16 protein-coding genes are annotated in these 21854 nt (G+C 71.2%); 8 read left to right on the top strand and 8 right to left on the bottom strand.

The genetic code is table 11. The features are described from left to right. Positions 1–137 precede the first annotated feature (137 nt). The 8 genes from ACESMR_RS03225 to yfcF all read left to right on the top strand — a co-directional run bounded on the left by ACESMR_RS03225 (position 138) and on the right by yfcF (position 7373). On the top strand, positions 138–827 hold the full coding sequence (locus tag ACESMR_RS03225; RefSeq protein ID WP_373044994.1) for a MotA/TolQ/ExbB proton channel family protein: 690 nt from the start codon (positions 138–140) through the stop codon (positions 825–827). A 16-nt stretch (positions 828–843) separates the two neighbouring features. Then, complete coding sequence (gene tolR / locus ACESMR_RS03220) at positions 844–1293, top strand: protein TolR (protein WP_373044992.1); 450 nt, start codon at positions 844–846, stop codon at positions 1291–1293. A 6-nt stretch (positions 1294–1299) separates the two neighbouring features. Then, positions 1300–2169, top strand: a complete 870-nt coding sequence (locus ACESMR_RS03215) for an energy transducer TonB (protein WP_373044990.1) — start codon at positions 1300–1302, stop codon at positions 2167–2169. A 123-nt stretch (positions 2170–2292) separates the two neighbouring features. Next, on the top strand, positions 2293–3621 hold the full coding sequence (tolB, locus tag ACESMR_RS03210) for a Tol-Pal system beta propeller repeat protein TolB (RefSeq protein WP_373044988.1): 1329 nt from the start codon (positions 2293–2295) through the stop codon (positions 3619–3621). A gap of 149 nt (positions 3622–3770) precedes the next feature. Continuing rightward, positions 3771–4691 (top strand): Ppx/GppA family phosphatase, encoded by a 921-nt coding sequence (locus tag ACESMR_RS03205; protein ID WP_373044986.1) that lies wholly within the window; start codon positions 3771–3773, stop codon positions 4689–4691. Between the two features lie 6 nt (positions 4692–4697). Then, positions 4698–5390 carry a class I SAM-dependent methyltransferase gene (locus ACESMR_RS03200; protein WP_373044984.1) on the top strand — a complete coding sequence of 231 codons (693 nt, stop codon included), beginning with the start codon at positions 4698–4700 and terminating at the stop codon, positions 5388–5390. Between the two features lie 9 nt (positions 5391–5399). Then, entirely contained in the window at positions 5400–6683 is a 1284-nt protein-coding gene (locus ACESMR_RS03195) for a spinster family MFS transporter (protein ID WP_373044983.1), read from the top strand. Positions 6684–6755: 72 nt separating this feature from the next. Then, a complete protein-coding gene (yfcF, locus tag ACESMR_RS03190) occupies positions 6756–7373 on the top strand; it encodes a glutathione transferase (protein WP_373044981.1) in 618 nt (205 codons plus the stop codon). Here yfcF and ACESMR_RS03185 read toward each other — a convergent pair. From ACESMR_RS03185 to ACESMR_RS03150, 8 genes are all read right to left on the bottom strand, one after another. Next, positions 7370–7714: a hypothetical protein gene (locus tag ACESMR_RS03185; protein ID WP_373044979.1), complete on the bottom strand. Its 345-nt coding sequence runs from the start codon at positions 7712–7714 to the stop codon at positions 7370–7372. The two genes, yfcF and ACESMR_RS03185, sit on opposite strands and share 4 nt — an antisense overlap. A 116-nt stretch (positions 7715–7830) precedes the next feature. Then, a complete protein-coding gene (locus ACESMR_RS03180; protein WP_373044978.1) occupies positions 7831–10905 on the bottom strand; it encodes a POTRA domain-containing protein in 3075 nt (1024 codons plus the stop codon). After that, the gene (locus tag ACESMR_RS03175; protein ID WP_373044977.1) at positions 10902–14900 is read right to left on the bottom strand and encodes a translocation/assembly module TamB domain-containing protein; all 3999 of its coding nucleotides are present in this window, start codon (positions 14898–14900) and stop codon (positions 10902–10904) included. The genes ACESMR_RS03180 and ACESMR_RS03175 overlap by 4 nt, the downstream gene beginning before the upstream one ends. Before the next feature lie 228 nt (positions 14901–15128). After that, positions 15129–18248: a tetratricopeptide repeat protein gene (locus ACESMR_RS03170; RefSeq protein ID WP_373044975.1), complete on the bottom strand. Its 3120-nt coding sequence runs from the start codon at positions 18246–18248 to the stop codon at positions 15129–15131. A gap of 370 nt (positions 18249–18618) precedes the next feature. Beyond that, positions 18619–19989 (bottom strand): acetyl-CoA carboxylase biotin carboxylase subunit, encoded by a 1371-nt coding sequence (gene accC / locus ACESMR_RS03165; protein WP_373044974.1) that lies wholly within the window; start codon positions 19987–19989, stop codon positions 18619–18621. Between the two features lie 19 nt (positions 19990–20008). Continuing rightward, a complete protein-coding gene (gene accB / locus ACESMR_RS03160; RefSeq protein ID WP_373044972.1) occupies positions 20009–20500 on the bottom strand; it encodes an acetyl-CoA carboxylase biotin carboxyl carrier protein in 492 nt (163 codons plus the stop codon). 284 nt (positions 20501–20784) lie between these two features. Next, positions 20785–21357 (bottom strand): elongation factor P, encoded by a 573-nt coding sequence (gene efp / locus ACESMR_RS03155; protein ID WP_373044971.1) that lies wholly within the window; start codon positions 21355–21357, stop codon positions 20785–20787. Positions 21358–21474: 117 nt separating this feature from the next. After that, complete coding sequence (locus tag ACESMR_RS03150) at positions 21475–21831, bottom strand: roadblock/LC7 domain-containing protein (RefSeq protein WP_373044970.1); 357 nt, start codon at positions 21829–21831, stop codon at positions 21475–21477. Between the last annotated feature and the right edge of the window lie 23 nt (positions 21832–21854).

The following is a 21854-nucleotide window of genomic DNA, read 5'->3' as shown; positions in this document are numbered from 1 at the left end:
AGCCCTCGGGAAGATTCAAGCCGTGCCAGCTGTCGAAGGGCGAAGAAACCGCCACAGGCTCGGGGATGGGTGCGCGTTGACCCCCCGGCGAGCCGCGTGCTACCACGACCTGAACCCTTGCAACCCCCCGGTTTTCCATGCCGATTACGATTGCAGCAGCAGGAATCGACTACATCGACGCCATCCTCGCGGGTGGCCCCGTCGGCCTCTCGGTGCTGGGGCTCCTCCTCCTCGCCTCCGGTTGGAGCTGGACGATCATCGTCCGGAAGACCCTGCAGCTGCGCACCGCGCAGGAGCAGTCCCTCTCCTTCCTCGAGAGCTTCTGGCAGAGCAAGAACCTGCCCGACATCTACGCCAAGGCGGAGATGCTCAAGGAGTCGCCGGTCTCGCAGGTCTTCCGTGCGGGCTACGTCGAGCTGGTGAAGCTCACCGGCGAGGGAACCGGCGGCAAGACCGACGCCGACGGCCTCGAGAACATCGAGCGCGCGCTCCGTCGCGCCGCCACCTCGGAGCTGACCCACCTCGAGGCGCAGACGCCCTTCCTCGGGACCACCGCAGCGGCGGCGCCCTTCGTCGGTCTCTTCGGCACGGTGTGGGGCATCATGCGGGCCTTCAACGAGATCTACGCCGCCGGCAACGCCAACCTGGCCACGGTCGCCAAGCCGATCTCCGAGGCGCTCATCGCCACCGCGGTGGGCCTCTTCGCCGCGATCCCCGCGGTGATCGCCTACAACCACTTCGTGTCGCGCATCAAGGTGCTGGACAGCGAGATGGCGAATTTCGCCTCGGACTTCCTCAACATCGTCAAGCGCCACTTCGTCCGCTGATCGGGAGCATCTAGCGATGGGTTTCTCGAGCGGCGGCGGCCGCAGCGGCATGAGCGAGATCAACGTCACGCCCCTGGTGGACGTGATGCTGGTGCTCCTGATCATCTTCATGGTCACCGCCCCGCTGATCCAGCAGGGCGTGAAGGTCGACCTGCCGGAGGCGAAGGCACAGGCGATCGAGGAGAAGGACTCCGATCTGCTGGTGCTCGCGATCAAGGCCGATCGCTCCATGTACATCGGCGACGCCCCGGTCTCCCTCGAGGAGCTCGAGGAGAAGCTGAAGCACAACCCCAAGGCGCAGAAGCAGAAGGAGCTCCACCTCCACGCGGACCGCAGCCTCGACTACGGCTTCGTGGTGGACGTGATGGCCCGGGTGCAGAACGCGGGGATCCCGGCGATCGGCATGATCACCGATCCCGTCGAGCGCCAGATGAAGGACGCCAAGCCCGCCAAGGGCAAGAGGTAGCCGCCCGTGTCGCTTCCCGACGCGATCGCACGCAGTCCGCTCGCCGGCCGCAAGCAGCCCTACGGCTGGGCCTGGATGGCGTCGATCGGCCTGCACGGCGCGCTGGTGCTGGCGATGATCGGCGTCTCGATCTTCGGCGACACGGGCCCCGCGGAGCCGATGCAGAAGCCGATGCTCGTGCGCCTCGGCAAGCCGCGTCCGAAGGAGTGGCTGCCCCGCAAGCCCACCGCCCCTGCGGTGCCCCCCGCGCCGAAGGAGGCGCCGGTGCCGACGCCGGGCCAGAAGACGCCGGTGGCGGAAGCCGCCCCTGCAGCGACCCCGGCGCCTACGCCCCCGAAGCCCGACGCCAAGACCATCCCCACGCCCAGCCCGACCCCTGCAGCCACGAAGCCCACGCCGGCGCCTCCCGGTCCCGCTTCGGCCAAGCCGGCTGCGAGCCAGGCCGCTGCGCCGCGGGATGCGAAGCAGGACACCAAGGCCAAGCTCGACGACATCATGAAGCGCTTCCAGACCGGCGCGATCGCGGGCCCCGCCGAGGATCTGCCGGGGCAGCTCGACGGCCACGCGGAGGGCGACAGCGATCACGCGCAGGGCGAGGCCTATTACGCGCTGCTCGAGCGGCGGGTGAAGGATCAGTACAAGCTGCCCTCCACCATCTCCGAGCGCGAGCGCATGTTCCTGAACGCCACCGTGCGGATCTTCATCGAGCCCGCGGGCCGGATCTCCCGCTTCGAGATCGTCAAGGGCTCGGGCAACGGCACCTTCGACTCCGCGCTGGAAGCTGCGGTGCAGCGGGCCTCGCCGGTGCCACCGCCCCCCGAGCATCTCGCGCGCACCCTCGCCCGCGAGGGGATCGACCTGAATTTCAAGCCCTGACGCGGCATCCAACGCCGCAGCGCCGCCAGCAGCTCTCCCGGCTGGCGGCCCGCCGAATCGTTTGCAGGGGAGAGCCACCACGCCGCGCAACCCCCGGCGCGTCCGTGATCAGGAGGCAGTGCCTTGCGTCGTCTCGTCCTTCTCTTCGCCTTCGCCCTCACCGCGCTCCCCTTCGTGGCACAAGCGCAGCGCGCCACGCTGGAGATCTCCGGCGCCACCTTCCGCCCCTACCCCATCGCCGTCGCCAACCCGCTCGCCACCGGCGACGAGGTCGCCCCCGCCGAGGAGATCCACGAGGCCCTCTCCTTCGACCTGATGGCGAGCGGCCTCTTCGACGTGGTGCCCCGCAAGGCCTTCCTCGCCGATCCGCGCGAGCCGGCGACCGCCGAAGGGATCGTCTGGACCCGCTGGTCCGACGTCTCCGCGGAAGGATTGGTCAAGGTGCAGGTGACCCCGAGCGCCGGCGGCGTCCAGGCCACCTTCCGCCTCTACGACGTGGCCACCCACCGCCAGGATCTCGTGGCCACCTACGAGGGCCGCCGCGCCGACGCCCGCCGCCTCGCCCACCGCTTCGCCGACGATCTGGTGAAGCACTTCACCGGCGAGCCCGGCGCCTTCTCCACCCGCATCGCCTTCGTGAAGCGCGGACCCAGCGCCCGCGAGGTCTGGGTGGCGGATTGGGACGGCAAGAACGCCGCCCCGGTCTCCGAGCGCGGCGGCGGCATGGCCCTGCTGCCCGCGTGGTCGCCCGCCGGCGACAAGGTCGTCTACACCCTCTACAAGCGGAGCCGGAACTACCCCAACGGCAAGCCCGAGCTCTGGCGCTCCGAGCTGCCCGGCGGCCGCAGCAAGGCGCTGGTCAGCCGCGGCGACATCGCCACCGGCGGCGCCTTCTCGCCGGACGGCAAGAAGATCGCCTTCACCCTCGCCGACGAGGGCAACTCGGAGATCTACGTGATCAACGCCGACGGGTCGGGCCTGAAGCGGATCACCAACTCGCCGGGCATCGACACCTCGCCCTCCTGGTCGCCCGACGGCCAGAAGCTCGCCTTCGTCTCCGACCGCCACGGCAACCCGCAGATCTTCGTGGCCAACGCGGACGGCACCGGCGTGGAGCGGCTCACCTTCGCCGGCAACTACAACCAGACGCCGGTGTGGTCGCCCCGCGGCGACGAGATCGCCTTCACCGCCCGCGACGAGCGCCTCGCCTTCGACGTCTTCGTGATCAAGGTCGGCAGCAAGGAGATCCGCCGCATCACCCAGGGCCAGGGCAACAACGAGGGCCCGACCTGGGCGCCCAACGGCAGGATGATGATGTTCACCTCCGACCGCGACGGCACCAAATCGCTCTGGGTCTCGAGCGCCGACGGCAACGTGCAGCACAAGATCGGCATCAAGGGCAAGGCGGCCTTCGTGCAGGCCTCGTGGGGTCCGTTGCCCGCGGCAAAGTAGGCAGGCCCTGCAGGGACCGGGGACGCCGGTGCGGGTGACCGCGCCGGCGTTTTCATTTGTTCGCGGGAGGGCACGCCGGGCCCGCTTTCTGCTGGATCCCCGCGGCGCTGCGGTGCAGCGTGGAGGCCTCCGCTCCGACCGAGGCAGCCATGAATCCGCAGCGCTACGCGACCATCGACGTCGGCACCAACAGCGTCCTCCTGCTCGTCGCGGAACACGCGGCGGACGGTTCGTTCCGCGCCGTGGACGAGCGGATGGAGATCACCCGGCTCGGCCGCGGCGTCGATCGCACGAAGCGGCTCGATCCTGCAGCGATCGAGGAGACGGTGGCAGCGGTCCGCTCCTTCGCCGCTGCTGCCCGCGCCGCCGGTGCGGAGGAGCTGGTGGTAACCGCCACCTCCGCCGCCCGCGACGCCACCAACGGCGCCCTCTTCTTCGAGGCGGCGAAGGAGGCCTCCGGCGTCACGGTGGAGGTGATCTCCGGCGACACCGAGGCCGCCCTCGCCTACGAGTCGGCCCACCGCGACTTCGGCCACGCCGGCGACTCGCTCGCCGTGGTCGACATCGGCGGCGGCTCCACCGAGCTCGTCTACGGCACCGGCGACACGGTGATCTTCCGCCGCTCCTTCGACGTCGGCGCGGTGCGCCTCACCGAGCGCTGGCTCCACGGCGATCCGCCCGGCGGCGAGGAGCTGCTGCAGCTGCGCCGCGACCTGGCCGCGACGCTGGCGGAGGCGCCCCGCCCGCCCCCGGGCGCCACCCTCGTCGGCATCGCCGGCACCGTGACCACCCTGGTGGCGATCCACCTCGGCCTCGACTGCTACGACGGCGCGCAGGTCCACGGAAGGAGCCTCACCGCAGGCGAGGTCCGCGACCTCGCCCAGCGCCTCGGCGCCATGAGGCTCGCCGAGCGCAAGAAGCTCCCCGGCCTTCCCCCGAAGCGCGCCGACGTGATCGTCGCCGGCGCCGAGATCCTCGCTGCGGTGCTGGAGAAGATGGGCTTCGCCGCGGTGGTCGCCAGCGACCGCGGCGTGCGCTGGGGCATGCTCTACCGGCGCTTCGGGCGCTGACCACCCATGGCCCTCTCCCCGCTCATCTTCCGCTTCGGGGCCAGCGTCTACGACTGGATGACCGCCCACGAGCATTGGCTCGGCCACAACGCGGGACTCCTCGCCCACGTGCCGGCGAGCGACGGGCCGCGGCGGATCCTCGATCTCGGCTGCGGCCCCGGCCGCTCCTCCCTCGCCCTCGCCGCTGCTGCGCGCGCAGGCGACCAGGTGATCGGCCTCGACCTGGTGGAGCCGATGCTCCGGCGGGCGCTCCTCGCCGACGGCGCGCGTCGGTGCGCCTGGATCCGCGGCGACGCCCACCACCTGCCCATTCGCAGTGGGTGCATCGACGCTGCCACCGCCCACTCCTTCCTCTACCTCCTGCCCGATCGCGCCGCGGCGCTGGCGGAGATCCGCCGGGTGCTCCGCCCGGGCGGCGTGCTCGCCCTCCTCGAGCCGAGCCACCAGCAGCTCCCGGAGGCGCTGCGCTCGGTGGCGCAGACGCTGCGGCGCTCCGGCCCGCGCCTCGCCTTCACCATGGCCTGCTGGCGGATCGCCGCCCGAGCGAGCGGCGCCTTCGGCGCTGGTGACCTGGTGCGGACCCTGGCAGCTGCAGGCTTCGAGGAGGCGCGGGCGACGCCGACCCTCGACGGCCTCGGGTGGATCGCCGTGGCCCGGTCCCCCACACGCGTGTCGCATGGCGAGGCCCTTCGATCGTAGGCTGCAGCCGTGTCCCGTACCGCCACCCTCGCCGCCCCGACGCCGGGCCTGCTGCGTGCCCACGCCACGCTGCTCGTCCTCACGCTGATCAACCTGCTCAACTACCTCGACCGCTACGTGATCGCGGGGATGCTGCCGCTGGTGCAGCAGGAGTTCGGGCGCAACGACGCGCAGATGGGCGTGCTCTCCTCGAGCTTCCTCGTGGTCTACGCCCTCGCCTCGCCCGTCACCGGCTTCTATGGCGACAGGCTCCCGCGCAAATGGTTCGTGGGCGGCGGCGTGCTGGTGTGGAGCGCCGCCACGGTGTGGAGCGGCCTGGCCGGCTCCTTCAACGAGCTCTTGCTGGCGCGGGCGCTCATCGGCGTGGGGGAGGCGGGCTACGCGGCGGTGGCCCCCGGGATGATCTCCGACCTCTACGACGTGAAGCGCCGGGGCCGGATGCTCTCCTTCTTCTACGCCGCACTGCCGGTGGGATCGGCGCTGGGCTTCACCCTGGGCGGCGCCATCGGCCAGCACTACGGCTGGCGCAACGCCTTCCTCGTCGCCGGCGTGCCCGGCCTCGCCCTCGGCCTCCTGGCGCTCTTCATGCGCGAGCCGCCCCGCGGCGCCAGCGACGAGGGCGCCCAGCACGTGGGCGCCGTCGGCCTGCGCGCGATCCTCCGCACCCTGGCGAAGACCCGCTCCTTCGTGGTCAACACCGCCGGCTATACCGCCGCCACCTTCGCCATGGGCGGGCTCGCCGCCTGGTGGCCCACCTTCCTCTTCCGCGAGCGCGGCGTGCCCCTCGATCGCGCCGGCTTCCTCTTCGGCGCGGTGCTGGTGGTGGCGGGCTTCCTCGGCACCATCGCCGGCGGCTGGCTCGGCGACCGGATCCACGGGCGCCACCAGGGCGGCTACTTCCTCGCCTCCGGCGCGGGGCTCCTCCTCGCCACGCCGGCGGGGCTGGTGGCGGTGCTGGGCGGATCGCCGGCGCTCTACTGGACCGCGACCTTCCTCGCGCTCTTCTTCCTCTTCTTCAACACCGGCCCCTTGAACGCGGCGATCTGCAACGTGGTCCCCGCCAACATGCGCGCCTCGGCGATCGCGGTGAACGTGCTGGTGATCCACATGCTCGGCGACGCCCTCTCGCCCTGGCTCATCGGGCGGGTGAGCGACCTCTCCGATCTCGGCACCGGCATCGCGCTCAACTGCGGCGCCATCGCCCTCGCCGGCGTGATCCTCGTGGCCGGCGCCGGCGTGCTCCGCCGCGACATGGAGACCATCGCCGCCGGGCGTTCGCCGGCAGCGCGCTGATCCACCACCGCCCGAAATGCCGCTTGTGCCCGGCCCTCCGCCGGTCGAGCCTGAGGCCAGGAGGTGCAGCGCATGGAAGAACTCGTTCTCTACGGCGATCGCCGGCTCGTTTCCCCCTGGGTGCTCTCGGTCTGGATCTCGCTCCGCGAGAAGGGGCTCATCTTCGGCTTCGAGCGCTTCGACCTCGCCAGGCGCGAGAACCGCGGCGGCGCCTACGAGGCGAAGACCCTCACCGGCAAGGTGCCGGGCCTGCGCCACGGCGAGACCTGGCTCGCCGAATCGCTGGCGATCCTCCTCTACCTCGAGGATGCCTTCCCCACCCACGAGCGCATGCTCCCCTCGAGCCCGCGGGATCGCGCCCGGGATCTCCAGGCGCTCTCGTTCCTCCGCAGCGATCTCGGCGAGCTGCGGCGCAGCCTTCCCTTCGAAGGCGTGGTCGGCAGCGAGAAGGGTCCGGGGATGAGCGAAGGGGCGCTGGCCGATCTCGACCGGCTGCTCCGCGTCGTCGCCACCAGGGCGCCGCTCGCGGGCCGTGCGCCCACCCTCGCCGACTACGAGCTGGCGGTGACGCTCCGCCGGCCGATCCACCACGGCGTCGACATCCCCGAAGCCGCGCGCCGCTACTCCGACGAGCTCTGGGAGCGGCCCTCGGTGCAGAGCTGGGTCCGCCATCCGGAACGTGGCGCTTAGCAGCCCTCGTCGACGGTGAGCTCCACGAAGCTCACGCAGGCGGTGCCGTCGCAATGCTGCTCGGCGACCTCGCAGTCGTCGACGAAGGCGCGGAGCAGCACCCGTCCCTCGTCGCCGCCGTTGCGGGCCTTCAAGGAGACGCGGGTTCCTTCGAGCACGCCGCGCTCCACGATGTCGTCACCGTGGGCGACCTGCTCGAAGAAGCGGGTCTCCTCGTCGACGCGGAGCTCGAGCTCGGTGGCGCGGGCCTCGCCGTCCGTCTCCACGACGAAGCGCACGTCGCGCTCCACGCCGCATCCTGCCAGTGCGATCGCCAGCGCGATCCCTGCGAGTCTGGGCATCGTCGTTCCTCCCCCTCTCCCATCGGGGATCATCCCCCCATCCGGAAGGCGGAGCAACCCTGCCGATTCACCCCATGTGATGACGTAGGACGCGCACCGACAAGTACCCACCACGTTCAGAAGAGCCCGATGCTGAAGTGCAGCGCGAAGGGATCCTCGTTGAGCGCCTCGTCGGGATCGAGGTTCACGCCGAGATCCAGGGCCACCGGTCCCACCGGCGTGGCGTAACGGAGGCCGACGCCGGAGGTGGGCCGGAGCTCCATGGGATCGAAACGCGAGGTGTCGAGCCAGAGGTTGCCCGCGTCCACGAAGACGCCGCCCATCAGATCGCCGCGGATCGGGAAGCGCAGCTCGCCGCGGGCGAGGAGGTAGAGATCGCCGCCGTCCGAGGGCACCGCCTGCCCCTGCTGGAGGAAACGCGCGGCGTCGGTGCAGCCGGCGCCGAAGACCAGCGCCTTGCAGTCGGCGATCTGCCCGCGGAGCTCCTGGCGCCGATCCTCCGGCACCACGCCGTCCTCGCTGAAGCCGCGCATCGAGCCGGCGCCGCCGAGGAAGAAGCGCTTGGGCCAGATCGTCTCCGAGTTCTCGTTGAGCTGGAAGATCCTGCCGCCGCCCACCGAGAGCGCGATCGAGGTGCGGCGCGCCAGCGGTACGTAGCCGGTGACCGAGCCCGCCACCTTGATGAACTCCACCGGATCGTCGAGGAGGCTCCTGGCGAAATCGCTCTCCACCTTGGCGAGGAGGCCCGCCTGCGGCGCCACCGGATCGTCGCGGAGATCGAGCACGAGCCCCGGGCGGACCGAGCCGAGGAGCGTATTGCCCTCGGGGAAGCGGAGGCGCTCCAGATCCCTGCGGGAGAGCTCGCCGTAGAGCTGGTCGATCTGCGCGGAGCGCGCGGTGGTATTGGACTCCACCTCGAGGAGGAGCACCGCCTGGAGCCAGGAGCTCGCCGGCCAGTCGACGCCGGTGAGGAGCGAGAATTTGGTCAGCCCGTAGGCAGGGCGGATGTCGCGCTCGTGGATGAGATCGAGGCGCCAGCCGAGCTCCAGCGGCAGGCCGTAGATGCGCGGGTAGCGCAGGCCGAGATCGACGTAGCGCTCGAGCCCCTCCTCGAAGGGCATCTCCACCACCTCCTCTCGGAAGGCCTGGTAGTTCACCCGGGCGCGGGCGCCGAATTCGAGGTTGCGGCCGAGGATGTTCCGCTCGGTGAACTCCGCGAAGGCCCGGGGGCCGTCGGCGATCGAGAGGCCGCCGCCGACCTCGAGGCTTCGCTTGGGGCGCTCGCGCAGATCGACGACGAGATCCTTCACCGGCTCGGGCACGTCGGCGTCCAGGGGGCGGATCGCCGCGGTGCGGAAGATGCCGAGGCGCATCAGACGCTGCTGGCTGTTGCCGAGGTGCTCGCTGCCGACCACCGTGCCTTCGCGGAAGAGGAGCGCGTCCTCGATCACCGAGGGATCGGTGCGCGTGTTGCCCTGGACGAGGATGCGGCCCGCGCGGACCTGCGGCCCCTCGTTCACCTGGAGGCGCACCACCGCGTCGTAGCGATCGCCTTCCGGCCGCTCCACCTCGATCTCCACCGAGGCGTAGAGGTAGCCCTCGCGGGCGTAGAGCGCCTGGAGCTGGAGGCGCGCCTCGCGGAGCCGGGGGTCGGAGAGCGGCATCCGCGGCGCCAGCGCGGGCAGCGCGCCGAGGAAGGCGACGGTGTCGATGGCGCTGGCGCCGGGGATTTCCACCCGGGCGATGCGGGTCCGCCTCCCCTCTCGGATCGGGATCCGCGCCACGCCGACGCGGCGGGTCTCGTCGATGGAGAGGAGCGCCGGATCGACCTCCGCCTCGAGGAAGCCCTCGTCCTGGTAGCGCGTGCGCAGCGCCTCGACCACCTGGGCGTAGAGCTCCTCGTCGTAGACGTGGAGGGGATCGAGGCCGTCGTCCCTGCGGTGGGCCGCATCGCCGAAGGCGGCGTCGAGCTCGCCGCGGGCCAGCGGCAGGAGGAGCGGCTCGGTGCCGCGGCTCGCGAGGATCGCCTGCTCGAAGAGCGCCTGCAGCGTCGCGTCGGAGAGGCCGCCATTTCCGTCGAAGTCGACGTGGGCGATGTAGAGGGGCCTGCCCTCGTCCACGTGGAAGATGACGCGGAGCTCGTCGTCGCGCCTCTTCTCGGTGGTGAAGACGCGGGCGTCGAACCAGCCGGCGAGCCGGTAGGTCCGCTCGATCCGCTCGGCCAGGTCGCGGACCATCGATTTGTCGAGGAGCTCGTCGCCCTCCCAGGCCATCGCGTCGCGCAGGGTCGCGTCGGAGAAGATGCCGTTGCCGCGGAAGTCGAAGCTGATCCGCGGGCCGGCGCGCACCTCGATCTCCACCTCGGACAGGCCGGGGAGCACCCGCGCGACCCGGGGCGAGGCGACGCGGGAGCGGTAGTAGCCGGCGACGCGGTAGCTGGCGCGCAAGGCGTCGAGCTCCGCCTCGAGCCGGGCCACATCGAGGACGGCGCCAGGCTGCAGCGTGATCGCCTTGCGCACCAGGGCGGGATCGCCCGGATCGCCGACGAAGCGGATGCCGGCCAGCCGCGTGGGCGGCCCCTCGCGGACGACGAAGGTGATCTCCACGCCGGCGGGACCGCCGCCGAGGATCGCGTCGACCTGCGCCTGCTCGTAGCCGACGCGGGCGTAGCCGTTGCGGATGCCGGCAGCGGCGGCGTCGATCCGATCCTCGCTGAACTCGACGCCCTCCCGCAGGCCTGCGGCGCGGCGCACCGCCGCCTCGTCGAGGCGGGAGAGGCCGGCGAAGCCGATCTTCGCCACCGGGCGCTTCGCCTCGAGGGCGAAGCGCACGATCACGCCGCCGGGAACCTCGTGGGCGGTGGCGGTGACGTTGGCATAGCGGCCGGTCTCGTAGAGGCGCTGCACGCTGCGGCGCACCGCGCGGCGGGAGAGGCGCTCGCCCCGGGCCAGCGCCACCAGCGGCTCGAGGGCGGTGGTCTCCTCGCCCGCTGCCGCGAGGATCTCCACCCCCACCACCAGCGGCGCGTCCGGCGGCAGCGCCGGCTGCATCTCCGCCCAGCCGTCGCCGGCCGCGGCGCGCACCGCCTCCTTCACCACCGCTGCGGGCACCGCCTCGCGCTGCACGTCCTCCACGGCGGACGCAGCAGACGAGGCGAGGAGGAGCGCGAGTGCGAGGAGCAGGCGCCTCATTCCCACTCCCACCGGAGCTTCACGTCCACGCCGAGATCGCCGGCGCTGTAGCCGGTCTCCTCGTTCTCCCAGACCATCTGCGTGGAGAGGCGCTCGTTGAAGCGGTACTCGGCGGAGGCGCGCCGCCCCTTCGCCGAGGAGAAGGGCGCCGCCGCCTTGAGGCGGAGCTGCTCGGTGAGGACCTTCGCCTCGAAGGTGGCCATCGGCTCCACCTGCCCCGTCACCTCCGAGTACTGGCTCGTCACCGAGAACTCGGGATCGAGGAGGAGCTCGGTGTCGGGGAGCCAGCGCTTCACGTGGTCGTCGAGGCCCGAGACCGCCAGCAGCGCCTCGGCGGCGACGCCGGCGCCGGTGTAGGCGTTGCCGCCCTTGTCGAGATCCTTCGAGGTGATCCCGAAGGTGAGCAGCGTGATCACGTCCGCCTGCGCGAGCATCGGCTCGGAGGCGAGCTCGAGCTGGAAGCTGTCGGCGTCGTCGCCGAGGCGGCCGTAGGCGTGCACCGCCACCCGGTACTCGCGCACCTCGGTCTCGGCGGTGAGATCGAAGAGCGGATCGATCTTCTTGCGATCCTCGAAGCTCACCACGCCGTGGGTGAGCCGGTATTCGTTGCCGCGGAAGAAGCCGATGCCGTCGACCAGCTCCACCGCGCCGAGGAGCCCCATGCGCACGTTGTTGCCCACGAGCTTGAGCCGCGGCCTGCCGCCCCCAGGCGGCGCGACGAATTGCAGCTTCGCCTTCACCAGGTTGTTGTCGACGCGCATGTCGCCGCCGCCGACCAGGTCGATGTCGAGGCGGATCCGCTCCACGTCGTTCGGCCCCGGCGGCTGGCGGACCCGCTGCCGGAAGTCGAGCATCATCTTCTCGAGCTCGAGGTCGCGGGCGTAGCGGAGGCGATCCACGTCGAGCTCGCCGGTGAGGAGCAGGCCGTTCGGCCAGGCGCCGCCGAGGTGGAGCCGCCCGGAGACCACCGCCGGCCAGTCGGCGGGCTTGCGCCAGCTGATCCGGTCGCCCTGCAGGGTGAGGTCGAAGCGATCGGGCGCAAAGTCGGAGAGCGAGACCGCGCCGCGCAGCCGCGCCCGCCCCTGGTTCACGGTGAGGGTCGCGTCCTCCACCACCACCTGGTTCTGCGAGAAGGCGAGCTTGCCCGAGAGGCGCTGCACCTGGATCGGCAGGGCCTTCACCCGGAAGGCGCCGCGGCTCACGTCCGCGGAACCCACCAGCACCGGCCGCTCGCCGGTGCCCGTGACCGCTGCCTTGATCTCCACGAGGCCGTTGGCGTGCTCGATCTGCGGCACCAGCGAGTCGAGGATGCGGGCGTCGAAGTTGCCCTGCGCCTGGAGGTCGAGGGCGCCGCGGGCCGAGCGGGTGCCGGCGAGGAAGAGCTCGGTGTTCTCGCCGCGGAGCCGGAGCGCGGGCAGGACGAAGGCGCCGGCGTCGAATTGCAGGGTGGTGCGCCCCTGGCTCTCGAGGCGGTAGTCGGCGAGGAGGAGCGCCAGGCGCTCGAGGTCGATGGTCCCCTTCGCGTCGGTGATCGAGGCGAGGGTGCCGGAGGCGGAGGCGGCGCCGCGGACCTGGCCGCCGATGCGCATCTCCTCGGGGAGGAAGCGATCGACGCGGGGCACGTCGAGCTGCAGCGTCGCCTCGAAGGGCAGGCCGTCGTCGAGGCGCACCACGCCGGAGACCGTGCCCGCACCGGCGACCGGCCCGCGGAGCACCACCTGATCGCCCTGGGTCTCGAGGGAGAGGCGCGTGGGGCGGAGCCTCACTCCCTTCGCCGAGACCTCCTCCGCGAAGAGCTCGCCGCCGATGTCGAGGTGCGCGATCGGGCCGCGGATGGTGCCGCGGGCGCCCACCTCGCCCTGCAGGTCCGCCCACTCGCCGAAGGAGCCCATCAGATCGCGCAGGGGGAGCTTTTTCGCGGCGAGGGCCACGTCGACGCCGGGCTCGCCGTCCTTCGGGAAGAGGATCGCGCCGCTGCCATCCGCGCTGCCGCCGCCTCGGGTGACCTGCACCTCCTCGAGGAGGAGGCGGGAGATGTCCGGCACGCTGAGCTTCGCCGCGAGCGTGTCGAAGGGGCGATCCATGAAGGTGACGGCGCGGGCGCGGATCTCGCCCTGCGCCTGGATGTTCGGGAGCGGCCCCTCCACCGCGGCGGTGGCGGAGGCGACGGTGCCGTCGAGCTGATCGCGCAGCCACGCGAGCGGCGAGACCAAACCTGCGGTGGCGTCGAAGAGATCGCCGAGGCGCCCGCCCTCGCGGAGCGAGAGGTTCGCCTTCAAGTGGGGATCGCCGTCGCCGAGGAGGAGCTGCGCCGTGGCGTCGTAGGTGGTGACGCCGCGGCTGCCGGTGAAGGTCTGGAAATCGATGAACCCCTCGCCGGGAAGCGAGCGCACGTGGGAGCGGACGTGGCCGAGCTGCGCGGAGAAGAGCTTCGTCTCCTGGAGATCGAGATCGCCCTCGATGAGCGGGTTCGAGTAGGGCCCGTCGACGATCGCGTTGATCTCGCCCGCGCCGCCCAGCGGGATCCCCGCGACGTGGGAGCGGATGTGGGCGATGTCGAAGTGCGGCGCGCGCACGCGGATCCAGATGCCGTCGTCCTGGGAGAAGCCGAGGGTGCTGTTGAAGAGGAGCTCGGTGCCCTTGCCGTAGGTGGCCCGCGCCGGATCGAGGGAGATGCCGGCGGGGGTGAGCCGCACCTTCGTGTCGAGGGTGGCGGTGCTCGGGATCTCGACGATGGTGCGGCCGCCGCTCTGGTGCCAGGGGACGTTGCGGACGCGGAAGCCGTTGATGAAGAGGAGGCTGTGGCCCTGGAGCACGAGGCCGCCGGCGAGCTGGCCCTCGAGGTGGTGCTCCGAGTCGATCGTCATCTGCACCGGCGTGTTCTTCACCGGCAGGCGCGCGAGGAGCTCCTCGAATTTGAGCTGCTCGGTGCGCACGTCGACGCGGGCCGGGAGGTTCTCCTCGAGGAGGATCTCGCCGGTGACGATCGCCTTGCCTGCGCCGACCGGCCAGGTGAGCGCGTCCAGGCTGATGCGCTTCTCCGCCAGGGCGGCGGAGGCCTGGAGGTCGATGTCGCCGAGGTCGAATTCCTCGAAGGCGACGTCGCGGAGGTCGATCGCGGCGGCGAGCTTCGGGCCTGCGGCCCTGCCCTTCGCCGTGGCGCGGATCGTCGCGGCGCCCGCCACGTTCTCCATCCCCGGGGCGAAGGCGGCGGCCAGGGTGGGCAGCGCCGCCTCGATCGTCGCCTCGAGGGCGAGTTCCGGCTGGCAGAGGTTGGCGAGGCTGCCGCGCACCGACGCGGTGGTGCCGGCGCCCTCGAGGTCGAGGCTGCGGACGCCGAGCCGCTCGAGATCGGTGTCGAGGCGGACCTCGGCCTGCAGCGCGTCCACCGGGATCCGGGTCTCGCCGGTGGTGAAGGAGGCGCCGGTGAGGGCGAGCTTCGCGTCGTAGCTGCGGCGGGTGCGCTGCACCTCGAGCCCCAGCTGCTCCACCACCGCCGCCGAGCCGTCCGGGAGGACGAGGTTGGCGCTGGCGTCGCGGATCTCGAGCTCGTCCACGTGCACGCGGCGGAGGATGTCGAGGCAGCCCTCGTTTGCCGGCTCGTCGTCGTCGGGGGCGTCGTCCTCGCCCGGGCGCAGGGTGAGGTCCAGCACCGGCTCGTCGATCTCCACCCGCTCGATGCCGAGGCTGCGGCCGAAGGCGAGGGGCGCCAGGTCGACGAGCAGGCGCCTGGCCGAGAAGACCGGGCGCTCGTCCGTGCCGCCGCCGACGCGGATCCCCTCCACCACCAGCGTCGAGGCGAGCGGCTCCAGCTCGCAGCGCTCGAGGGCGACCTCCTGCCCGAGGAGGCGGGTGAGGACGCCTGCCGCCGTGGTGCAGAGCTGGTTGCCCGCCCAGCTCGTGCGCAACACGAGCGAGACGGCAGCCATTGCGGCGCCGACGAGGAGCAGGAAGCGGAGGGCCCAGCGGCTCTTCAAGGCGTTGCGGCGGACCACGGCGGGCGGTCCAGGCCCCTCCTGGGAGCAGTCGGATGGTGCATGCCCCTCGTTCGACGGAGCGGGCTCGGAGAGATTCTCGGGCCCTTGCGCCGAACGCTATCGCCCTGCAGGTGCGACAGGGGGGCCGGCGGTGCCAACACGCGAGCGCATCCGATGATGCCCGGGCGGGAGGGACGCGCCGCCCGGCGGTCCAGGGGCGTGGCGGCGCTGCGATCCATCGGGCTCCTAGCGGCTACCGGCCCTGCGGGCTGCGAGGTCCACCGGCGGCGGCGGCTCGATCTGCCTGGGCACCGCCCCTGCCGCCACCAGCCGCGCGATCTCCGCCTTCACGTTGCGGAAGGCGCCGTCGATTCGCGCGACGCGGCCGAAGGCGGCGAGGGCTTCATTCAACTGGCCGGCAGCCTCGTACGCCTGCGCGATCTCGAAGTGAAGCGCCTTCTCCGTCTCCGGCTGGAGGCCCGGCACCTCGAGCCCCTTCTCGAAGGCCGCCACCGCGCGCTCGTGCTGCCCGAGCATGCCGTGGCAGATGCCGATCATCGTGGCGCAGTCCACCGCGCGGGGCTCACCCTCGCAGCCGGAGAGGGCGAGCTCGAAGGTGTCGACGGCGTCGGAGAGGAGCCCCATCTCCTTGTAGGCGATGGCGAGGTTGTAGTGGGTGTCCACGTCCTCGGGGCGGACGGTGCGGGCGACCCCGGCCTTGAACTCCTCGAGGACGTCCTCGGCCTTGTACTGGAAGGACTCCACCGCGGCGAGGGGCTCGTCCTCGCCGAGCTCCTCGGCGAGGGCTGCGCCGAGATCGAAGAGCTCCTCTTTTTCGGCGAGGAGCGGCGGCGGCGTGAGCGAGCCCTGCGCGAGGGCGTCGTCCAGGGCCGGCGTGCCGGTGAAGGTCTGCGGCGGGGCGGCGCGATCGAAGACCGTGGCCTCGGCGCCGGGGGTCTGGTCCAGCTCCGCCTCCTGCTCGCGCCTGCGCGCGGCGATCTCGGCGAGGCGGTCAGCGGCCTGCTGGTGGCCGGGGACCCGGCGATCCACCGCGCGGAAGAGCTCCTCCGCTTCGTCGAGGAAGCCCTGCTGCAGGTAGAACTCGGCCTCGTCCAGCTCGGTGACGATCGAGGAGAGCTCGCGGTCGCCCACGCGCCAGGGGTTGGCGGGGTTCTGCCGCGGGCGCGCGGACGGCTCAGGGGCGAGGCCCGGCTCCGCCGGCCAGGAGGAGAGGCCGGGGGTGTGCACGCCGTCGTGGCCCTCGTGCCGCGCCGTGATCGCGTCGACGTCGATCTCGTCGGTGGGGCCGTCGTGCTGTGGTGCGAAGGGCGTGAGCTCCGCGTCGTGGGCCAGCGTGGTCGAGCCGGCGACGGAGAGGAGCGCGAGCTCGGTGCGGCCCTCGGCGTCGCCGAGGTCCGGCGCGGCGCGGGTGACGTCGTCGTCGAGGGCGTCGCCCGAATCGAGGACGAGATCGATGGTCTGCTCGGGGCCGACGACCTCGACGTCGATCGTCGATTCGTCCGCGGGGCCGTGGGAGCGCTCGTCGCGGGCGAGGAGCGCCAGCGCCGCCTCGTGCCGCTCGATGGCCGAGCGGGTGGCGAGGGGCTCGTCTTCGGGCGCCTGCAGGAGCGGTTCGTCGACCACGTCGTCCGCAGGGGCGCCGGCCAGGGCGAAGAGCGCGTCCTCGTTCACCGGGGCGAAGGCGGGGACGGCGCCGGCCTCGAGGAGCACCTGCTCCTCGCCGCCGTCGATGGGCAGGAGGAGCGGCTCGTCCGCGAGGGGGAGGCCGTTCTCGCCGTATTCCGCGCCGGTGGCGAGGATGAGGTCGTCGTCGATCTCCTGCACCGGGACGGCGGAGGCGTAGATCGGCCCGAGGTTCACCACCTCGGCGTGCGTCGGCGCGAGGGAGCGGAGCTCCTCGAAATGCGGGCGGCCGCGCTCGATCTCGCCGTTGCGGACGCAGAGGCGGGCGAGCGCCGCGAGGGAGGTGAGGAGGCCTGCGGGATCGCGGCCGCGGAGGAGCGTGACCGCCTTCTCGTGGGCGGGGACGCACTCGGGATCGAGGGCGAAGATCCGCTGGAGGTGGAGCCGGGCCTTGTCGGAGAGGCCGTACTTCACGAAGACGTCGGTCTCGGTGAGGAGCTTGGCCAGCGGCGAGGTGGCGCCGACGGCGCTCGTCTGCGAGGGCTCGGGCCGGGAGCCTGCGGGCCAGGAGAGCTCGCGGGGGGCGGAGCCTTCGAGGCGGCGGGGCTGGGAGGGCTCGGCGCGGGGCACGTCGACGCGGCGGGGCTGCGAGGGCTCGGCGCGGGGCACCACCGGCACGCGACCAGCTGCCGTCGGCCAGGAGCCGGACGGCGGCGGAGGTGGCGGTGTGGCGGGCTGCAGCGGTGCAGCGGAGACCTCGAGGCGCGGCGGGGCTGCTGGGCGCTGCGTCGGGGCCGTTGGGGCCGTCGGGGGCGCGACCGGCGGGGCCGAGGGGCCGCCGCCCAGCGCCCTGCGGGCCTCCGGATCGTCCGGCGCCGTCTCGAGGACCTTGCGCCAGGCAGCCTGCTCGTCGGCGCCGCGGCCGCGCTCGCGGTGGACCCGGGCGAGCTCCTTGTAGACCGACGCGGCCTTCGCCCGCTGGCCCACGCCGACGAAGGCGCGGGCGAGCAGGTCGAGGGTCTCGGTGTTCTTCGGATCCGCCTGGAAGCAGATCTGCAGCCGCTCCAGCGCGCGGCGCATGTCGTTCTTCGCTACGTAGGCGTGGGCCAGCTCGCGGCCCAGATCCTGGTCCTTCGGATCGAGCTGGACGATGCGCTCGCCGACGCGGAGGTAGTCCTCGATCCGGCTCGAGCCGCGGAGCTTCTCCGCAGCGCTGCGCAGCTCCTTGAGCGCGTCGGCGGACTTGTCCGTCTTCGCGAGGAGGTCCGCGAGGCGCAGGCGGAGCGCGACGTTCTCCGGCTCCATCGAGATGATGCGCCGGACGATCTCCGCCGATTCCCTCGGATCGCCCGACTTCTCGTAGTGGGCGGCGGCGGCCTGGAGCTGCGCCATCGCGTCCGACATCAGGCCGAGCTGCTGGTAGAGCTCGGCGAGGCGCAAGATCACGTCCACGCGGCCGGGCGCGAGCTTGAGCACCTGCTTGTAGACCGCCACCGCCTTCAGGAAGAAGCCGTCCGTGGCGTAGGTCTTCGCCACGTCGAGCAGCGTCGAGGCCGCGGCGTCGTTGTCGCCCTTCTTCTGCTGGAGCTCGCCGATCTTGAGGAGCGAACGGACGTCCCGCGGGTCCTTCTCGAGGATCCGGCGGTACTCCGCGATGGCCTTGTCGTATTGGCCCTTTTGGACGAACTTCGTCGCTACCTGGGTGATCTTCGTCTTGTCCATCGGCGATCGGAGTCCCGTCCTGCCGAAGACTGCGAGGCGAGGCACGCCGCCGCGAACCGCTTGCCAGGGGTACCCCCTACCCCATCCGGCCGGGGGACCAGATTCGGCAACGGTTTCAAAGGCTTGGGCGCGCCCTTGAGCAGCGGCGGCAGGCTGGAAGCGTAAGGGAAGGGTTTTGCGCCGTCAAGGCAAGTCGGGCGGGCCAATCCGGACCCTGCGTGCGGGTCGAAGGCAGCCGCCCAATCTTCCCGGTGTAGGTGCGCCTTGCTACAGGCGGTGCGGCGCGCCGTGGGCCGGGTGGAAACGAGAGCGGCCGGTCCGTTCCCGCTGGGGGACGGCCGGCCGCTTCGTTGGCCCTTGGCTCGTTGGCTCAGGGCGTCTCTTCGATCGGCTTGCGGGAAGCGTGCTGCTGGATCCGCTCGACGATGCGGGTGTCGTAGTTGCCCTCGAGGAACTCCGGCCAGGCGAGCACCTGTTTGTGGAAGGCGGCGTTCGTCTTGATGCCTTCGACCACGAGCTCGTTCAGGGCGCGGCGGCCCCGATCGATCGCCTCGTTGCGATCGCGGCCGGTGCAGATGAGCTTGGCGATCAGCGAGTCGTAGTAGGGCTGCACCTTGTACTGCTCGTAGGCCAGCGTGTCGAAGCGCACGCCGTACCCGCCCGGCGTGTGGAAGCCGGTGATCCGGCCCGGCGACGGGGCGAAGGTGACCGGATCCTCGGCGTTGATGCGGAACTCGATCGCATGGCCGCGGAACTCGATCTCCTTCTGGGTGCGCCCGAGCTTCTCGCCGGCGGCGAGGCGGATCTGCTCCTTGAGGAGATCGATCCCCGTCACCTGCTCCGTGACCGGGTGCTCCACCTGGATGCGGGTGTTCATCTCCATGAAGAAGAAGTCACCGTGCTCATCCATCAGGAACTCGATGGTGCCCACGTTGTTGTACTTGATGCGCTTCATCGCCTTCACGGCGACTTCGCCCATCTTCTCGCGCATCTTCTGGGTGAGCGCCGGCGAGGTGGCCTCTTCGATCAGCTTCTGGTGGCGGCGCTGCACCGAGCACTCGCGCTCACCGAAGTGCACCACGTTGCCGTGCTCGTCCGCGACGATCTGGATCTCGATGTGCCGCGGCTTCTCGACGTAGCGCTCGATGTACATCGAGCCGTCGCCGAACGCCGCCACCGCTTCCGCGGAGGCGGTGTTGAACGCCTGGGCCACCATGCCCGGCTCGCGGACGATCTTCATGCCGCGGCCGCCGCCGCCGGCAGCTGCCTTGAGGATGACGGGGAAGCCGATCTTCTTCGCCATCTCCACGGCTTCGTTGGCGTCCTTGAGCGCCTGCTTGCTGCCCGGGAGCAGCGGCAGGCCCGCCTCGGTGGCGGCCTCGCGGGCGCGGACCTTGTTGCCCATCAGCCGGATGATCTCCGGCCTGGGTCCGATCCAGGCGAGGCCGCAGTTCTGCACCACCTCGGCGAACTCGGCGTTCTCCGAGAGGAAGCCGTAGCCGGGGTGGATCGCGTCGGCGCCCGAGATCTCCGCGGCGGAGAGCACCGCGGGGACGTTCAGGTAGCTCTCCTTCGAGGAAGGAGGGCCGATGCAGATCGCCTGGTCGGCGAAGCGCACGTGCAGCGACTCGGCGTCCGCGGTCGAGTGGACCGCCACCGTCTCGATGCCGAGCTCGTGGCAGGCGCGGATCACGCGAAGCGCGATCTCGCCGCGGTTCGCGATCAGGACCTTCTTGAACACGGGTGGTCCCCTTGGCCTTTTACGCGGGCTCGATGCGGAAGAGCGGCTCGCCGAACTCCACCGGCTGGCCGTTCTGGACGAAGCACTCGGCCACCTTGCCGGCGACCTCCGACTCGATCTCGTTCATCAGCTTCATCGCCTCGACGATGCAGAGCGCCTGGCCCTTGCGCACCGACTGGCCGATGTCGACGAACGGCGGGGCGTCCGGCGAGGGCGAGCGGTAGAAGGTGCCGACGAAGGGCGAGGTGACGATGATGCCGGGCGCAGCGGGCTTCTCTGCGGCGGCGGGGGCGCCGGGGGCAGCGGCCATGCCGGGGCTCGAGGGCATCGAGCCGGCGGAAGGCGCGGGCATCGGCGTCGCCATCTGCATCGTGGGCGCAGCGACGTGGGTGTAGATCGGCTCGTGGCCACGGCGGATGAGGAGGCGCTCCTCGCCGTTTTTGTAGTCGAAGCGGGTGATCTCCGTGCCTTCCAGCGCGGCGACGATCGCTTTGAGCTTTTCGACGTCCAAGGTCCCCTCCTGCGGAGACGCGGCCTCGTGGCGCGGGGGCGCCGGCCGGCAGTCGTTACAGGGCGCGCATTCTACGGAGGGACGCCGTGGGCGCCAGCGTTTTGTTGCGCAAACCGCAGCCGCGGCGCGGGGTTAGGGGACGCGGTGCGTCATTCTTGGCGTGCGCTTTGCGGGCGGGAGCGCTGCAGGAGGGCGGGAGCTTGCGGGCGGGAGGAACGACGAAGGGCGGAGCCGCTCGGGGTGCGAGCAGGTCCGCCCTTCTCTCTTCCAGCGTCGGCTTCTGATCAGCCGGTGACGCGGGTGAGGTACTGGCCGGAGCGGGTGTCGATCTTGATCGTCTCGCCCTCTTCGATGAAGAGCGGCACGTTGACCACGAAGCCCGTCTCCAGGGTCGCAGGCTTCATCGCGCCGGTGACCGTGTCGCCCTTCATGCCCGGGTCGCACTTGACGATCTTGAGGTCCATCGAGTTCGGCACCGAGACGCCGATCGCCTTGCCCCGGTAGAAGAGGATCTGGACGTCGGTGTTCTCCTTCATGAAGTTCTTCGCGTCGCCCAGGTTCTCCTCGGGAACGAAGGTCTGCTCGAAGGTCTTCTGCTCCATGAAGTGGTAGTCGCTGCCCTCCTTGTAGAGGAACTGCATCGACTTCTCCTCGATGTCGGGCTTCACGAACTTGTCGCCGGAGCGGAAGTTCTTCTCGAGGGTGTTGCCGTTCAGCAGCGACTTGTACTTGGTCCGCACGAAGGCCGCGCCCTTGCCCGGCTTCACGTGCTGGAACTCGACGATTTCGTACGGATGATCGTCGATCTCGATCTTGAGACCGTTCCGGAACGCGCTGGTATCGATGATGTCGGCCATCTGAGCCTCTCGTGCGGGGAGCCTTTGGCGGCTTCCTCGGATCTACAGGGCCGGCCCCGCGGGATGCGCGGTGGGCCGGCCGGTTGACTGCCGGGCAGGATTGAGCCCTTTACCCGATCAAAACTCGTTTTGCAGCCTGGGAGCGTTAACGCGGAGCAGGTAGCGACCTTTCCCGTGGTTCCCGTCCGGCGTCATCGCCAGGACGAGGAAGTACTCGGGGTTGATCGGGCGTAGGAGCGTGGTGAGGCGGTCGGTGCCCACCGAGAGCTCGTTCACCTTGCCGGTCTGGAGGATCTCGGCGGCCTGCTTCACGTGGGAGAGGATGCCGCCGTACTCGACCAGCAGCGCCTCGAGGTCCACGCTGGGCGCAGCTGGCGTCACGGTGTCGATGGCGATGCCGTCGAAGCCCATCACGCTGGCAGCGACCGCACCCTCGACTGCGCACACCTCTTCGAGGCTCTCGCGAAACCCCATCCAGGCTCCCTCCCGGCGCCAAA

The organism is Vulgatibacter sp., assembly GCF_041687135.1.
Lineage (GTDB): Bacteria > Myxococcota > Myxococcia > Myxococcales > Vulgatibacteraceae > JAWLCN01.
The sequence above is the reverse complement of the archived record's forward strand: the minus strand, read 5'-3'. Positions and strand labels throughout refer to the sequence as shown.

Coding starts and splice junctions, on each gene's coding strand:
- ACESMR_RS03225 (WP_373044994.1), top strand. CDS start 138: ATGCCGATTACGATTGCAGCAGCAGGAATCGACTACATCGACGCCATC.
- tolR (WP_373044992.1), top strand. CDS start 844: ATGGGTTTCTCGAGCGGCGGCGGCCGCAGCGGCATGAGCGAGATCAAC.
- ACESMR_RS03205 (WP_373044986.1), top strand. CDS start 3,771: ATGAATCCGCAGCGCTACGCGACCATCGACGTCGGCACCAACAGCGTC.
- ACESMR_RS03200 (WP_373044984.1), top strand. CDS start 4,698: ATGGCCCTCTCCCCGCTCATCTTCCGCTTCGGGGCCAGCGTCTACGAC.
- yfcF (WP_373044981.1), top strand. CDS start 6,756: ATGGAAGAACTCGTTCTCTACGGCGATCGCCGGCTCGTTTCCCCCTGG.
- ACESMR_RS03185 (WP_373044979.1), bottom strand. CDS start 7,714: ATGCCCAGACTCGCAGGGATCGCGCTGGCGATCGCACTGGCAGGATGC.
- ACESMR_RS03180 (WP_373044978.1), bottom strand. CDS start 10,905: ATGAGGCGCCTGCTCCTCGCACTCGCGCTCCTCCTCGCCTCGTCTGCT.
- ACESMR_RS03170 (WP_373044975.1), bottom strand. CDS start 18,248: ATGGACAAGACGAAGATCACCCAGGTAGCGACGAAGTTCGTCCAAAAG.
- efp (WP_373044971.1), bottom strand. CDS start 21,357: ATGGCCGACATCATCGATACCAGCGCGTTCCGGAACGGTCTCAAGATC.
- ACESMR_RS03150 (WP_373044970.1), bottom strand. CDS start 21,831: ATGGGGTTTCGCGAGAGCCTCGAAGAGGTGTGCGCAGTCGAGGGTGCG.